Origin of the sequence: Glaciecola sp. 1036, from assembly GCF_050306235.1 — a bacterium.
In the GTDB taxonomy this organism is placed as follows: Bacteria; Pseudomonadota; Gammaproteobacteria; order Enterobacterales; family Alteromonadaceae; genus Glaciecola.
Genome location: NZ_JBLWFH010000001.1, coordinates 421,644 through 437,439 on the forward strand (window position 1 = coordinate 421,644; position 15,796 = coordinate 437,439).

Sequence of the window (15,796 nt, forward strand, 5' to 3'; positions counted from 1 at the left end):
GTCGCCACTGCCTATGACGATACTTATTTTTTATCGTCATTTACCTCTTCAAACTCAGCATCTACAACATCATCATCTGCTTTACCAGCACTGCTTTGCTGTTCTGCTGATGGATCCTGTGCTTGAGCTTGCGCTTTCGCTTGAGCAATTTCCATTAACTTCTGAGAAGCTTGAATTAATGCTTGAGTTTTCTCTTCAATGGCTTCTAGATCATCACCTTTACGTGCTGTTTCTAGATCATTGATTGCAGCTTCAATTGCTTCTTTGTCGCTAGAATCAAGTGCGTCACCTGCTTCTTCAACCTGAGTACGAGTACCGTGAATCAGACCATCAGCTTGGTTACGCGCTGTAACTAGCTTTTCAAACTTAGCGTCTGCGTCTTTGTTCGCTTCAGCATCTTGAACCATTTTTTCTATTTCAGAATCAGATAGTCCAGATGACGCTTGAATGGTAATTTTCTGCTCTTTACCTGTATCTTTGTCTTTAGCAGATACATGCAATATACCGTCAGCATCAATATCAAACGAAACTTCAATTTGTGGCGTTCCACGCGGTGCAGGGCGAATACCTTCTAAGTTAAATTGACCTAGAGATTTGTTCCCAGCTGCTTGCTTACGTTCACCTTGAAGCACGTGTACAGTTACCGCAGATTGGTTATCTTCCGCTGTTGAGAAGGTTTGAGATTTCTTAGTAGGAATCGTCGTATTTTTCTCAATTAATGCGGTCATAACGCCACCCATTGTCTCAATACCTAGAGACAGAGGTGTAACGTCTAATAAAAGAACGTCTTTAACATCACCGGCTAAAACACCACCTTGAATTGCCGCACCAGTGGCTACAGCTTCATCAGGGTTAACATCTTTACGTGGCTCTTTACCAAAGAACTCAGCAACATATTTTTGCACCAATGGCATACGTGTTTGACCACCTACCAAAATGATGTCGTTAATATCGCTTACTGACAAATCAGCGTCCGCAAGTGCTTGTTTAACTGGTTCAAGGGATTTTTTCACCATGTCTTCAACTAAAGACTCTAACTTAGCACGGGTTACTTTGATCGCTAAGTGCTTAGGACCAGAAGCATCAGCCGTGATGTAAGGTAGGTTAACTTCAGTTTGTTGTGCTGAAGATAACTCAATTTTCGCTTTCTCACCGGCTTCTTTTAAACGCTGCATAGCAAGAGGATCTTTACGTAAATCTACGCCTTGATCTTTCTTAAATTCATCCACTAAGTAAGTGATCATTCGGTTATCGAAATCTTCACCACCTAAGTGAGTATCACCGTTTGTAGCTAGTACTTCAAACGTGTGTTCGCCGTCAACTTCGTCAATTTCAATGATAGAGATATCAAATGTACCACCACCAAGGTCATAAACGGCTACTACGTTGTCGCCTTGCTTTTTATCCATACCGTATGCAAGTGCAGCTGCGGTTGGTTCGTTAATAATACGCTTAACTTCTAAACCAGCAATTCGGCCAGCGTCTTTAGTTGCTTGACGTTGAGAGTCATTAAAGTAAGCAGGTACAGTGATTACTGCAGCTGTTACTGGCTCACCTAAATAATCTTCCGCTGTTTTCTTCATTTTCTTAAGAACTTCAGCAGAAATCTGTGGTGGTGCCATTTTCTCATTGTTGGCTTCTACCCAAGCATCACCGTTGTCAGCTTTCACAATTTTGAACGGCATGATGTCAATATCACGCTGAACTTCTTTGTCTTCAAAACGACGTCCAATCAAACGCTTAATCGCAAAAAGCGTGTTGTTTGGGTTGGTTACTGCTTGACGTTTTGCCGGTTGACCAACCAACGTCTCTCCATCTTGCGTGTATGCAATGATAGAAGGGGTTGTGCGGTCACCCTCGGCGTTTTCAATTACTTTTGCTTTGTCGCCGTCGAGTACGGCAACACATGAATTAGTTGTACCTAAATCGATACCGATTATCTTACCCATGTATATATCTCCAGAAACTATTCGTTGCTAATCTATGTGGGGTTAATAACCCCTTTTTCAATAGGTGTATTACAGATTTATTGCAAAAAATTTAAGCAGTAGTATCTACGCCTTCACTTGGTGCTCTTGATACCATCACCATTGCAGGTCTTAATAATCTACCGTTAATTAAATAGCCTTTTTGCATAACAGCTATCACCGTATTTGGCGCGACATCCGCTGACTCTTGCATTGACATTGCCTGATGATGTTCAGGATTAAAAGCTTCCCCTTGAGGGTCAATCACTTCAATGCCAAATTTTTCTATGCTAGCCATAAAGCTCTTGTGAGTTAGCTCAACCCCTTCTAATAAAGGTTTAACTGCCTCGTTTTCAGCATCCGCTGACATTGTTGCTCGCTCAAGATTGTCGATTACCGACAATAATTCACCAGCAAATCTTTCCAATGCAAACTTGCGTGCTTTTTCTACGTCTTGCTCTGCGCGTTTGCGTACATTATCTGACTCTGCAATGGCGCGAATAACGCGATCTTTTTGCTCGTCAATCGTACGTTTGGCTTCTTCCAATTCCGCTTCGAGGGATTGAATTTGTGCCTGTTCAACCGTTAAACCGTCTACATTCTGCTGCGTATCCTGGTTCTCAGTTTCGTTTGAATCAGCCTCATTCACTTCAGGTTGTTCTACTGAATCTGTCGCCTGATCTTGCGTTTGTTCGTGCTCTTGGTCTTTACTCATTTATCACTCCGGTTTCATGAGTGTGTTTAATCAACTGGGTTTTTGCTTACAATGCTGGCTATAATGGGGATAGATCCTATGGGTTCAAGACAATAATTAAAAAAATTTTTAGAGCTGCAAAAAATGTTTTCAATTTGGACAGTAAGTGCAATCACACTTGTATATTTGGTTTTTTTGTTTGCCATAGCGCGTTGGGGGAATCGACAGCAAAAACTGTCCAAAAATGTATATTCACTCTCTTTGGGGGTGCATTGCACGTCTTGGGCATTTTTTGGTACCGCTACTCAAGCCAGTGAATTTGGTTGGCCTTTGGTGCCTACATATCTTGGTTGTATTTTGGTGATGTTTTTTGGGGTTAATTTTTATAAAAAAGTCGCCCTTTTGTGTCAGCAGCATCAAATCAGTTCGCTTTCCGAATTTATTGGGATTCGATTTCATCACTCCAACAGCATTGCTGGCATTATAGTCGCTATTTGTATCATTGGCGTAATTCCCTATATTGCCCTTCAGCTTGACGCAATATCAATGGCGGTTGCACTCCTTACCGATACTGGAGAGACTGGCAGGTTTTCTATCAGCTTTTACATCACAGTGACCATGGCATTATTTGCTGTTTTATACGGTCATAGAACCCTTGATTTGACCCAAAAACACCAAGGTTTGATGTACACATTAGCGTTTGAAAGCATTGTTAAATTGGTAGGGTTGGCAATAGTAGGTATTTTTGTAGTTTACGTGCTGCACGACGGAGTTTTCGACTTATTTTCTCAGGCACTTAAAACCCCATCTATAAATGAAAGTTTAACCCAACCCTTTGCTTTTTTAGTTTTCGCTAGCCACGTGTTATTGGGAATATGTGCTATGTTCTGTCTTCCTCGCCAATTTCACGTAAATTTTATTGAAAACAGGAATACCGAAGAAATTGATAGAGCCAGATGGTTATTTCCTATCTATTTATCGTTAATGAGCATTTTTGTATTACCTATTGCCGTTGCAGGAGACTTAGCGTTTTTAGGGCAATCTGGCATCAATGCTGACCGTTATGTGCTCTTGTTGCCGCAAAAATACGATGCTCCAATCATTAGTATTGTCGGTTTCTTAGGAGGTTTGGCCGCTTCTACTAGTATGGTAATTGTCGCCACATTAGCATTAAGTAATATGGTAAACACTAGCTTAATAATGCCAATTTGGTTAAAAACGCGCAGATTACACAAAGCTCAACCTAACCTCAGTAGCAAACAATTACTTAGAACACGTCAATTCAGCATTGCTGCTTTGGTATTTATCGCCTACTTATATCATGTTCAGATTAGTCAAACCGCTCCTTTGGTGAAATCTGGCACCATAGCATTAGCGCTGTTATCGCAAATATTCCCTGCTATTTTATTTTCGGTTTATTGGGACCGTGTAAATAAAGTGGGCATCATGTTAGGCCTAGGATTAGGCGTCACTATTGTCATAGTTAATATGGTGTACCCAGCAGTTGTGGCCAGTTATTACTTTGCGCCTCAGCCAACGGATGAAGCATTCGCTTATGCCATCTTTTTATCGCTAGCTGTTAATATCTTTGTTATCGCTCTCACCAGTGTGATTTTTCCAAACACCAAATTACATCCATTCATGCGGCAAAAATTGGTCACCACGGGTCTGCAAATCACACCTGAAGCATTATTAAATTTAGTTGAACCAGTGTTAACAGGTCAGGCAAAAGATGAGTTTAGACAGAAAGTCGAGCGCCAATCTAAACTCAGTTTTGTCGACCCTATCACCATTTTGCACGCTCAGAGATTGCTTTCAGCAAGATTAGGGGCTGCCAGTGCACAAATTTTACTTAACGCGGTAGCCGACAATAAAAACACTGACCATACTGAAATTACCGAATTAGTAGAACAAGCAAGTCAGACTTTTCAGTTTAGGCATGAAGTATTGCAATCGTCTATCGCCAATCTACCCCAAGGTATTTCTGTGGTAGATGCTGAATTACGTTTGGTTGCATGGAATAAGGCCTATGAAAATCTGTTTCAATATCCCAATGATTTTTTGTCCACCGGTATGCCAATAAAAGACTCCTTGATGTTCAATGTAAGTCAGATAACCACAGATGCGACCACCTTGCCAGATGCGGAAGCAATGATTAACCAACGCATCGACTATATTCAAGGTCGCGAGCCATATAAAGTTAAGCGGCAATTGAAGTCTGGCAAAGTCTATGAGGTGTCTGGTAGCCCGTTACCCGGTGGTGGCTATATCACTACTTACACTGATATCACTGAGTATATGAATATACAAAAAGCCCTTGAGGACTCAAAAACAGAATTAGAGGATCGTGTTCAACAACGTACCCATGAATTGCAATTAGCGAAAAAAGAAGCCGAAGAAGCCAATGAAAGTAAAACGAAATTTTTGGCCGCTACCGGTCATGACTTAATGCAACCCATAAGCGCTGCTACCTTATTTGCTTCATTGTTAAACGAAAAATTGCTGGATGAGCAACTTAAAGAGACCAGTCACAATTTGCTAAATTCATTGGAAAATGCTGATCAACAGTTAAGTATGTTGATTGAATTCAGTAAATTAGATTCTGGCCGTGTAGTGCCAAGTGAAACTGTATTTCCATTAAATCAAATTTTAAAGAATGTGGTGAATGACTTTAGACTAATGGCACAGAATAAAGGTATACAACTGCACTTTGTTGAAACTTCTTTATTAATTAGAACGGATAAGCGCTTATTTACCCGAATTGTGCAAAACCTTATGTCGAACGCTGTGCGGTATACTACAACCGGAAAAGTGCTTATAGGTGTTCGTCGCCGTAAAAATAACCGCTGTGAACTTTGTGTCATAGATACAGGCCCTGGTATTGATGAAACCAACCAAAGACAAATTTTTCAAGAATTTGCCCGCCTCAATCAAACGTCTCATATTCAAGGTTTGGGGCTAGGATTAACCATAGTTGAACGGATGTGTCGCTTATTGAATATTAAAATTGGGCTAAAAAGTAATGTGTTAAAAGGCAGTTTGTTTAGTTTGGATTTTCAACACTTGGGCAGAGTTACTGAACAAAAGTTTTCAACCAAGTTACCAACTTCCGATCGAACTACTCAATTAAAAGACTGTTATATTATGGTGTTGGAAAATGATGAATCAGTGATTACGGCGCTTACTGCTTTGTTAACTGAATGGGGATGTAACATTAGTGTGGCACGGCAAAAACGAGAAATCCAAGTCATTCCCGAAAACATTGATTTTATTATTGCAGATTATCATCTAGATAACGATGAAAATGGCGTAGATCTTATAGAACATATTAGGTATTGTGCAAATAAACCTATAAAAGCAATTTTATCCAGTGCAGATAGAAGCGATAGCATAAGAGACTTGGCGAGTACCCATAATCTCGCATACTTACCAAAACCAATTAAGGGACCTGCACTGAAACGCTTGCTACTCAACTTGTTAGCGCGATAACTAGAGCGTGTTTATCTTAACCTTGTACATGGTGTGAAGTGGGAATCCAGAAGTCATCTTACGAAAAACAAATTAATGAAAGCTTTGCAGAACTAGAACAGCAAAGCGTGCAACTCGTAACTGAAAAATTGCTTCAGCGCCTTTGTCTGTTCGGCGCTTTCTCTCATTTATTTTTTATCTTTTTCTTTGCACTCATTGGTTCACATGAATTAGCTTTTCTAAATGTCATCAGTGTAACACTATGGGTAATTGCGACTATCCAAAATATGCGCCAGCACCATACTTGGTGCATCCGCTTAATTATAATTGAAGTCGTTTTACATTCTTATATTGTTACCTACATGATTGGAATCGCTTATGGTTTTCACTTTTATCTTTGGTCATTGATTGGATTTGTGCTTTCAGGGCCGATTGGTACATTAAAACAACAGATTAAAATTATCTTGGTGATTATTGTTGGTTTTATAGGTATTTACTTCATGAGTTTATCTAACAATTATGCATTGGATGTTACTTCATTAGCACCCTATGCTTACTCGGTAAATTTATTTTTATCTATAATTCCCATAGCCATAGTGGTTTATCACTCACGCAAAAACTCGGCACAAAGTGCCAAGAGCTTCTTTATTCAAGCGAATACAGATATTGTGACGGGCACCTTTAATCGACTGTACGTTGAAAAATTACTGAAAGAAGCGCAAGAGGGATTAACAAGAAGAGGCTTCGATCAATATTCAGTGGTTTTGTGCTCAATACAGAATCTTCATGAATTGAAAGAAACGGAGCAAAACGCTAACGTCGATAAAGTGCTACAAAACGTCGCCAAAACCATTCAAAGCAACATCCGCGATTCAGATTTAGTAGCAAGATGGCAATTCGACGAATTTATGATTCTGCTTTCTAACGCTACTCATGAAACTACACTTAAAATAGTAGACAAGATAAAATCCGCGATAGAGCAAGTTAAGGTGCTAAAAGACGATAATAGTGACATAGTGCTAGGTGCGGCATTCGGTATTGCAGACTCGGCCGGAACTGACGATTTTGATCGCGTAATTATCAAAGCAAATGTTAACTTAATTCAAGCGAAAGCCAAGTTTGTGACTAAAGACTAGAGACTGTTCAACTTTGCTAAGATAAACATCCTCTAATCATCTGTTTGCATAATTTGCTTATAAATGACACCTGCTTGAGTTCTGTTAATCAGCCCCAGCTTGCGCAACACAGCCGAAGCATGTTGTTTCACTGTGGACTCAGAAATACCAAGCTCATAAGCAATTTGTTTATTTAATAGCCCATTTGCCATCATATCCAATACACGTAATTGATGAGGTGTAAGTAATTCTAGTTTTCGTAAATACTGGACCTCTTCCTCACTTTGTTCGGCGCTTTCAAAATCTTCAGGCAACCAGGTTTCACCTGACATTATTGCCGCAACAGCCGTTTTCAATTTATCCAAATTCAGTGATTTAGGAATAAAACCACTGATACCCACTTGAATTGCCTTTTGAATAATTCCTGGATTTTGTTCTGCTGAGACAAGGGTAATCAAGGTGTTCGGAAAAAGACTTTTAATCTGTACTAAACCTGCTAAACCATTGGCGTCAGGCATATTTAAATCGAGAAATACTATGTCGTAATCAGCGTTTGACTCCATTAGTTTGATCGTTGAGGCATAATCAAAAGACTCTTCAACTTCAAAATTAAGTTCCTGTGTCAGCATCAACAACAAAGCTTGCCTGAAAAGCGGATGGTCATCGGCAATAATTGCTCGCATTTTTAACGTACTACCTTCAAAGTTGGATAATTTTTTATCAAACATACTAAAAAAGGCGACAGAAGTCGCCTTTTTATCTTAGTCTGTCAATTAAAATCTATAACCAACAGTCACATGAATGGTACGAGGGTCACCGAAATAACCAATCAAGGTTAAGTCACCACCAACACCAGGAGCAAAACTTCCATTTCCATCAGGCGCGCCTACAAAGTTGTAACCACCTACAAGGTATTCTTCATCCGTTAAGTTTTTACCGTGAATACTTGCATACCAATCGCCTTCTAAACTTTCCCAGTTTAAGCTCATGTTGAGCATGCCGTACCCGTCTTGCGCTAACAGTTCTGATGTTTCGAACAATAAGTATTCGTCACGTACGTAGTAGTTAGCGATAAGAGTAAAGTAACCTACATCTGTATCAAAGCTATAGTTAGCTGCAAAGTTTGCAGTATATTTTGGAGAGTTAGATAATCCAATTAATGGCGGAACAGCGGTATTTTCTTTAATCTCGAAGTCCAAGTAACCAAGCGCTACATCAAATGATAAATGCTCTGTTGCGACATAGTTAATTTCTGCTTCAATACCACTACCTTCTGTTCGTGCAGCGTTTTGTAACGTTTGGTTTAGGTCGATACCATCTGTTGCACCAACCGCTATATACTGTCTGTCTTTGTGGTCATATTGGAACAAAGTAACATTGGTTCGTAATTTAGTGCCCCAATCTTTCTTGATACCTAATTCAAATGAATCAACTACTTCCGGATCTACACCTGCTTCGTTGCCTTCAGCTCTTGGGTTAAAAGTACCTGACTTGAACCCCTGGCCATAAGACGCGAAGATCATAGTGGAATCATCCATCATATATTCTAAGCCAACGCGAGGCGTAAAGCGGGACCAACTTTGAGATTTAGGAGCGTCTAATACGCCATCACCATCAGTGTCTACACCTAACACTTGAGGCGTTATGGCACCGCTAGGGAATGGGCTGTCTGGACGTACATATCCAGGTACCCAACCTGACTCAGGATAAACGGTGTAAAACACCACACCATTGTCCACTCTTGCCACTTTTTCTTCATCTGTGTAACGGGCACCAAGGGTCATTGACAATTTGTCAGTAATATCGAAACTAGTCTGCGCGTAAGCAGCCCAACTTTCAGAGTTATTACAACCAGCGGTCTCACGCGTTAACCCTGGCAATAATAAAGACTGTCCAAAACGTTCTAATATTGCGTTGAACATACCGCAAGATTCGCCGTCGTAATAATACAAACCTGATACAAAGTTAAAATTACCATTATCAAAATTAGCTTGTAACTCGTGAGTTGTATTGTCGTCAGTATAAATAGCTGGAACATCGAAAATCACAGCTGCTGTATTGTCGAAATCGATATTGGTAGGAGAATAACCTTCTCTTTTTGATGCGACATATTTAAGCTCAAGATCATCAGTTACGTCATAGCGAGCCATAAAAGAATAACCTTCTAGCTCAACTAGGTTATCTGTAGGTAATGAGGTGTAAGAATCAAAAACACTGTCAGGAACAGGGGCATCCGTTAATAATGAAGGAAGAAGACGATACCCACCTTTAGCATTTGAAGTATCGCGCGTTTTATCCCAACCAAAACGGAAAAACAAATCGTCGGAAGCATGATATTCAAGATTTAATCTAGCAGTCCACAGTTCTTTGTTGTAGTTTTCTGTGTTTTGATTAGACAATGCTGATTGCAAATACTCACCAAAGCCGTCTCTATTTAAAGTGGCAAATCCAGCGCCCACATACAATTTATCTTCAATTAGCGGCATTTGACCTGTGGCTTTCAAATCATTTTGACCGAAGCTACCGACAGTAGCCTTGATATCAAAACGCATATCGCCCATCATTTCTTTAGTTACATACTTAACTGCACCACCTATGGTGTTTTTACCGTAAAGTGTTCCTTGAGGACCACGCAACACCTCGATTCTTTCCACATCAAGAATATCTAACACTGCCCCTTGTGGACGAGCGATATACACGTCATCAATGTAGATACCAACACCTGGCTCATATCCCCATAGTGGATCTTGCTGACCTACCCCACGTATAAAAGCTGTTAACGTACTGTTAGTACCACGGCTTGTTTGTAAGGTTGTATTAGGTGAAAATTGTTGGATTTCGTTAATTACTGAAATGCCGTTTTCAGCCAAATCTGAAGCACTAACAGAGGTAAGTGCTACCGGCACTTCTTGAATTGACTCTACGGATTTACGTGCTGTAACTTCAATTCTTTCAAGTTCATCTTTCTTTGCTTCCTCTTGAGCTAGCAAGGGCTGAGCAAATAGTGCGGTGGCAACAGCCAATGCGCACATGGTCGGTGTGTTGTGTAAAAAATTCGTTTTATTATTCATCATTATATTTCCCAAGTTGAAAATGTTCGTTACCTTAGGCGTTGCGGTCTTTGTTAAATCTAAGTTAATTTTTGTTTAAAAAAAACAGTACCATCGTACTATGGGAAAAATTTTATACCCTTGTAGACTTAGCCACATCTCGGCGTACTGCGGTCACAGATACGAAAGCTTTAGTAGCTTATTTAACGGGATAGAACAAAAATGATAAGTTTAATTGGATTAATTGGTGGGCTTGCATTACTGATAGTGCTAACCATCAGGGGCATGAATTTATTTATTGCCGCGCCTTTTTGTGCCGCAATAGTGGCAGCGACAAATGGGTTAGCTTTCTTTACCGGCGATGCCAACTTTGTGACAACCTACATGTCTGGGTTTACTGGTTTTATTGCCTCATGGTTTTTCATGTTTTTACTTGGCGCATTGTTTGGTAAATTTATGGAAGATTCAGGCGCAGCTGAATCGCTAGCTCGCTGGATTGTTGGAAAGCTAGGCTTTAAACACGCCATGTTTGCTATTGTTGCCGCTTGTGCAATATTAACCTATGGTGGTGTCAGCTTGTTTGTGGTCGCCTTTTCTGTCTATCCAATGGCTGTAAGCTTGTTCAAAGATGCTGATTTACCTCGCCGTTTTATTCCGGCGACCATCGCATTTGGCTCGGTCACCTTTACTATGACCTCTGCAGGTTCACCAGAAATTCAAAATTGGATTCCAACCAAGCATTTAGGCACTTCGCCTTTTGCCGCTTGGGAAGTGAGTTTGGTTGTAGCCATAATCATGGCAGTTTTCGGTTATTGGTGGCTATCAAGAATGGTCAACAAAGCAGTGAAAAACGGAGAACGGTTCACTACTCGACCTGAAGATCCAAAGCAAAAAACACGCGATTTACCAAGTCCTATCACAGGTTTTATTCCATTGTTAGTGGTATTATTCGTGTCGTTTTTATTCCATGACAGTTTTGGGCAATATGCGTTAATTTTAGCCCTCGGCGGCGGCGTACTCATGCTAATTGCCTTGAATTTTAAATACTTCACTAATTTTGCAGGCGCCATCAACTTAGGTACTACAGGTGCTTTAGTGGCAATCGGAAACACAGCGGCTGTTGTTGGTTTTGGTGCTATTGCGAAAACCACAGATGCATTTCAACAAACCGTTGAAGTAATGACACAAATTCCCGGAAATGAACTTATAGGCGCTGCTGTAGCAGTAAGTGTGATTGCAGGCTTAACTGGTTCGGCATCCGGAGGGCAGGCTATCGCCCTACCATTGGTTGGTCCACACTATATTGATCAAGGTGTAGATCCCGAAGAGCTCCATCGCATAGTGTCTATTAGCTCAGGGGCTTTAGATTCTTTACCTCATAATGGCTATGTTGTAACGACTATACGCGCCATTTGCCATGAAACTCACAAAGCTGCTTATGGCCCCATGGCCGCACTTACAGTAATAGTGCCATTGATTGGTTTGGCCGCAGCTATTGGTTTGTTTATTTTATTTTAATAAGGGCATTTAATGAAACTTCGACAATTATTGTTTACGCTATGCTTCTGTACTCTGCTAGTAAATTGCGTCAACGCGAAGGATAAAATGTTAGTTGAAAAACAACACCATAACATAAAGAACTTTAACACCCATTTTGGGAAAACAATCGCTGAGGTGAATGTAGGCTGGGAAAGTTATGGCAAGCTAAATGATGACAAATCAAACGCAATTTTAATCACACACTTTTTTACCGGTAATAGCCACGCGGCTGGGGTTTATTCGGAAGATGATGAAGAGCCAGGATACTGGGATAGCATCATTGGTCCCGGCAAGGCTATAGACACAGATAAATTCTTTGTCATTAGTGTGGATAGTTTAGTTAATATCAGTGCAAACAATCCAAAAGTGATTACCACTGGTCCTGCGTCCATAAATCCAGCGACAGGAAAGCCTTATGGTTTAGATTTTCCAGTTGTTACTATGCGTGATTTTGTTAACGCACAGAAATCTGTTTTAGACAGTTTAGGTATTGAAAAGCTCTATGCAGTTGCTGGCCCTTCAATGGGAAGCATGCAAGCTATTGAGTGGGCTAGTGCCTATCCAGATAAAGTTGAACGTATGATTTCTGTTATTGGCAGCGCGGGGGCTGATGCTTGGACTAAAGCTTTGTTGGATCAATGGACTTGGCCAATAAAGTCAGATCCTAATTGGCAACAAGGCAATTATTACAACGAACAACAAGAAAATTATCCAGTTCAAGGACTCACCCTGGCCTTAGCGTTAATCACCCAAAGTGCACTTACTCCAGCATTTTTTAATTCTGTTGAAGATCAACTTGCTAAGATTTCTAAGCAACAACTAGCCTCCTCGGTCACTCAAGATACCGCCATTGTCAAATGGTTAATGGAAAGAGCTGGGGCTCGTGCAAACCAAATGGATGCAAATCATTTACTTTATTTGGTCAGAGCGAATCAATTATTTTTAACGGGTATGCAGTCCGACCTATCGTCAGGCCTTGAGCGAATCACAGCAAAAACACTGTTCATCACTGCGAAAACAGATTTGTTATTGATGCCCTATCACGCCGAACTAGCGTTTAATCAATTAACGTCCATGAATAAAGATACACAAATTGTCTACATTGATGGCCCTTTAGGGCATTTAGAAGGAGTAGCTGGAATACAAAAAGCAGCCACAGAAATTAAACAATTTTTACAGGACTAATATATGCAAGGTTATTTAAAAAAATGTTCACTTGTAAGTCTGCTAGCAATATCGCCTTTTGTTGCCGCGCAAAAATTAGTGGTAGATCTCGATAACACTAGCATCTCGGGATTATCTTCTGGGGGTTATATGGCAACTCAATTTCAATTTGCACATGCTGAAACCTTAGTAGGTGCTGGAATTGTTGCTGCTGGCCCTTATTACTGTGCTCAAAATTCTATTTCTACTGCTCTTAGTGAATGCGTCACAGCTACAACCGACGCCCTAGATCCACAAGTGTTGTTAGATTATGTTTCAGCGCAACAAGCGGCCGGCAATCTCGCAGATGAGGAAGCTTTAAAACAGCAAAATGTTTTCCTCCTACACGGAACCTTGGATGCTAAGATTAATCCTAAGGCTGCCAACTTGTTGCACGCACAATATCAATCAATTGGCGTAAACAACCTTAAATTCGTAAACGACAAGGCATTCCCTCATTTATTACCTACTCTTAGCAATGGCGTAGAATGTACAGAATCAGCATCGCCATTTATTGGTGCTTGTGACTATGACGCTGCAGGTGAAATGCTTAAATTTATCTATCCGGACTTAGGCCCTAAAGGACAAGCTAAGAAAGAAAATTTGATCACCTTTGCGCAAAATGCATTAACCGACATAAAAGAAGCAGAAATGGGCGAAAAAGGTTTTGTATACGTACCAGATAGTTGCCAACAAGGTGAAACTTGTTCTGTGCATATTAGTTTGCACGGTTGCAATCAAAATCAAGAAGATGTGGGTGATGCATATGCCTGGCAGTCAGGGTACAACGACTGGGCAGAAAGCAATCACTTGATTGTATTATATCCGCAGACTAAAAAGTCTAAAATGTTTCCACTTAATCCCCAAGGTTGTTGGGATTGGTGGGGCTACACAGGCAGCGAATTTGCAACTAAGCAAGGTAAACAAATTACAGCTATCTATAATTTGCTAAACGCATTAACAAATATCGATGTTAAGGATCTTTAAACAATGAGCAAATACAATATTCTCATTACTGGTGCAGCAAGTGGCATTGGCTTCGGAATAGCTGAATACTTAGGTAAACAAGGGCATCACATTATTGTTGCAGACATTAATATGGAAGCAGCGCAGTCAGCGACAGAAGATTTAAGCGCAGCAGGAATTTCTGCCAGTGCCGTTGCCGTAGATGTGTGTAATGCGTCTGAAGTGTCTGAATTGCCCGAAAAATTGAAAAACACACCTGTGGACGTTCTGATTAATAATGCAGGTATTCAACATGTAAGCAAAATAGAAGACTTCCCCCCTGAAAAATGGCAATTATTGATTAACATCATGCTTGTGGGACCTGCATTGCTTACGCAAGCATTTTTACCTCACATGAGAGAACAGAATTTTGGTCGCATCATCAATATTGGCTCTATCCATTCATTGGTCGCTTCTCCATTTAAGTCAGCCTATGTAGCAGCTAAACATGGTTTGCTTGGATTTTCGAAGACTATCGCTTTGGAAACCGGTGATAACGACATCACCATAAATACCATCTGCCCTGCTTATGTAAAAACGCCTTTGGTTGAAAAACAAATTGCCGCCCAAGCTGAAGCGAACAATATGACAGAAAAAGAAGTGGTTGATAAAATCATGCTTGAACCTATGCCGAAAAAAGCCTTTATTAGTTTCGAGGAATTGGCGGGAACAGCTGAGTTTTTAATCAGCGACAAAGCCAAAAACATGACCGCGCAAACATTGGTCTTAGATGGCGGCTGGATAGCAAGATAACAACTAATGCGCAAAAATGTTTGCAAGCAGTTTTGACTGCTGTAAGCTACTGATATCTCACTAAAGAGCGAGTAAGATGTCATACAAAACTGTTGGTTTGATAGGTAAAGTCAGTCACAAAGCCACTTACGATAGTTTACGTGCACTGATAGTTGAATTACAAAAGCGCGGTTGCGATATTCTGGTTGAGAACAGAATCAGCGTAGACTTTGATGTCGATGTTGCTTACACCAGCATGCAGGACATTGGAAGAAACGCTGATCTTGCCATTGTGGTCGGCGGTGACGGCAATATGCTTGGTGCTGCTCGTATATTGGCCGAGTACGATATTGATGTAGTCGGCATAAACCGCGGGAATTTAGGCTTTCTGACCGATATCAACCCTGATGACATCGAACGCCAGCTCGATCATATCTTTGCTAACAACATCTACCGCGAGCGACGCTTTTTATTGCAAGCATCGGTGTATAACGGCGATCATCTTAGTGATAGTCACAGTGCAGTTAATGAAATAGTGCTCCACCATAGTAAAGTTGCTCATATGATGGAGTTTGAACTTTATATTGGCGGGCATTATGTGTTTACCCAAAGATCTGACGGGTTAATTATCGCCACACCGACCGGCTCAACTGCTTACTCGCTTTCCGGCGGCGGTCCAATATTAATGCCTCATTTGGACGCATTAACTTTGGTGCCAATGTTTCCACACACCCTTAGTAGTCGCCCGATAGTGGTAGATGCTAACAGTGAAGTAATGCTAAAAATATCGGAAAAAAACACAGACTCAGTGCAAATTAGTTGTGATAGTCACGTTGTAATAAAGGTAGAGCCTGGTGAACACGTGATCATTGGCAAAAATGCTCAGCATTTAAACCTAATTCACCCGCCCGATTATAACTACTTTAATGTGTTAAGAACCAAACTTAACTGGAGTAATAAACTGTTCTAATTTTTTTCATACAGTACTTTACACAGTATTGACTACTGTATATATTATCAGTT

General features: G+C 40.5%; 11 protein-coding genes. 7 read left to right on the forward strand and 4 right to left on the reverse strand.

What is annotated here, in order from left to right; all coding sequences use genetic code 11:
* Positions 1-23 precede the first annotated feature (23 nt).
* Positions 24-1,949, reverse strand: a complete 1,926-nt coding sequence (gene dnaK / locus ACNKW3_RS01855; protein WP_427397584.1) for a molecular chaperone DnaK — start codon at positions 1,947-1,949, stop codon at positions 24-26.
* A 91-nt stretch (positions 1,950-2,040) separates the two neighbouring features.
* Positions 2,041-2,682, reverse strand: a complete 642-nt coding sequence (gene grpE, locus ACNKW3_RS01860) for a nucleotide exchange factor GrpE (protein ID WP_427397585.1) — start codon at positions 2,680-2,682, stop codon at positions 2,041-2,043.
* Between the two features lie 123 nt (positions 2,683-2,805).
* Between grpE and ACNKW3_RS01865 the strand changes: the two genes are divergently transcribed.
* Together ACNKW3_RS01865 and ACNKW3_RS01870 are read left to right on the forward strand one after the other, a co-directional pair.
* Positions 2,806-6,150 (forward strand): hybrid sensor histidine kinase/response regulator, encoded by a 3,345-nt coding sequence (locus ACNKW3_RS01865; RefSeq protein ID WP_427397586.1) that lies wholly within the window; start codon positions 2,806-2,808, stop codon positions 6,148-6,150.
* 38 nt (positions 6,151-6,188) lie between these two features.
* Complete coding sequence (locus ACNKW3_RS01870) at positions 6,189-7,265, forward strand: diguanylate cyclase domain-containing protein (RefSeq protein ID WP_427397587.1); 1,077 nt, start codon at positions 6,189-6,191, stop codon at positions 7,263-7,265.
* A gap of 32 nt (positions 7,266-7,297) precedes the next feature.
* Here the strand turns inward: ACNKW3_RS01870 and ACNKW3_RS01875 are convergent, their stop codons facing one another.
* Positions 7,298-7,972, reverse strand: coding sequence for a response regulator transcription factor (locus tag ACNKW3_RS01875; RefSeq protein ID WP_427397588.1), 675 nt, complete (start codon positions 7,970-7,972; stop codon positions 7,298-7,300).
* A 45-nt stretch (positions 7,973-8,017) separates the two neighbouring features.
* Entirely contained in the window at positions 8,018-10,318 is a 2,301-nt protein-coding gene (locus ACNKW3_RS01880) for a TonB-dependent receptor (RefSeq protein WP_427397589.1), read from the reverse strand.
* A 198-nt stretch (positions 10,319-10,516) separates the two neighbouring features.
* On the opposite strand from ACNKW3_RS01880, the gene ACNKW3_RS01885 reads away from it, so the two are divergent.
* The 5 genes from ACNKW3_RS01885 to nadK all read left to right on the forward strand — a co-directional run bounded on the left by ACNKW3_RS01885 (position 10,517) and on the right by nadK (position 15,743).
* A complete protein-coding gene (locus ACNKW3_RS01885; protein WP_427397590.1) occupies positions 10,517-11,812 on the forward strand; it encodes a GntP family permease in 1,296 nt (431 codons plus the stop codon).
* Between the two features lie 12 nt (positions 11,813-11,824).
* On the forward strand, positions 11,825-13,018 hold the full coding sequence (locus ACNKW3_RS01890) for an E22 family MetX-like putative esterase (protein WP_427397591.1): 1,194 nt from the start codon (positions 11,825-11,827) through the stop codon (positions 13,016-13,018).
* A gap of 3 nt (positions 13,019-13,021) precedes the next feature.
* Positions 13,022-14,023, forward strand: a complete 1,002-nt coding sequence (locus tag ACNKW3_RS01895; protein WP_427397592.1) for an extracellular catalytic domain type 2 short-chain-length polyhydroxyalkanoate depolymerase — start codon at positions 13,022-13,024, stop codon at positions 14,021-14,023.
* 3 nt (positions 14,024-14,026) lie between these two features.
* Positions 14,027-14,794 carry a 3-hydroxybutyrate dehydrogenase gene (locus tag ACNKW3_RS01900; protein WP_427397593.1) on the forward strand — a complete coding sequence of 256 codons (768 nt, stop codon included), beginning with the start codon at positions 14,027-14,029 and terminating at the stop codon, positions 14,792-14,794.
* 76 nt (positions 14,795-14,870) lie between these two features.
* Positions 14,871-15,743: an NAD(+) kinase gene (gene nadK, locus ACNKW3_RS01905; RefSeq protein ID WP_427397594.1), complete on the forward strand. Its 873-nt coding sequence runs from the start codon at positions 14,871-14,873 to the stop codon at positions 15,741-15,743.
* Positions 15,744-15,796 lie beyond the last annotated feature (53 nt).

Excerpts from the sequence above, each read along its gene's own strand:
- dnaK (WP_427397584.1), bottom strand. The coding sequence starts at position 1,949 with ATGGGTAAGATAATCGGTATCGATTTAGGTACAACTAATTCATGTGTT.
- ACNKW3_RS01895 (WP_427397592.1), top strand. The coding sequence starts at position 13,022 with ATGCAAGGTTATTTAAAAAAATGTTCACTTGTAAGTCTGCTAGCAATA.
- ACNKW3_RS01900 (WP_427397593.1), top strand. The coding sequence starts at position 14,027 with ATGAGCAAATACAATATTCTCATTACTGGTGCAGCAAGTGGCATTGGC.
- ACNKW3_RS01890 (WP_427397591.1), top strand. The coding sequence starts at position 11,825 with ATGAAACTTCGACAATTATTGTTTACGCTATGCTTCTGTACTCTGCTA.
- ACNKW3_RS01880 (WP_427397589.1), bottom strand. The coding sequence starts at position 10,318 with ATGATGAATAATAAAACGAATTTTTTACACAACACACCGACCATGTGC.
- ACNKW3_RS01865 (WP_427397586.1), top strand. The coding sequence starts at position 2,806 with ATGTTTTCAATTTGGACAGTAAGTGCAATCACACTTGTATATTTGGTT.
- ACNKW3_RS01885 (WP_427397590.1), top strand. The coding sequence starts at position 10,517 with ATGATAAGTTTAATTGGATTAATTGGTGGGCTTGCATTACTGATAGTG.
- ACNKW3_RS01875 (WP_427397588.1), bottom strand. The coding sequence starts at position 7,972 with ATGTTTGATAAAAAATTATCCAACTTTGAAGGTAGTACGTTAAAAATG.
- grpE (WP_427397585.1), bottom strand. The coding sequence starts at position 2,682 with ATGAGTAAAGACCAAGAGCACGAACAAACGCAAGATCAGGCGACAGAT.
- nadK (WP_427397594.1), top strand. The coding sequence starts at position 14,871 with ATGTCATACAAAACTGTTGGTTTGATAGGTAAAGTCAGTCACAAAGCC.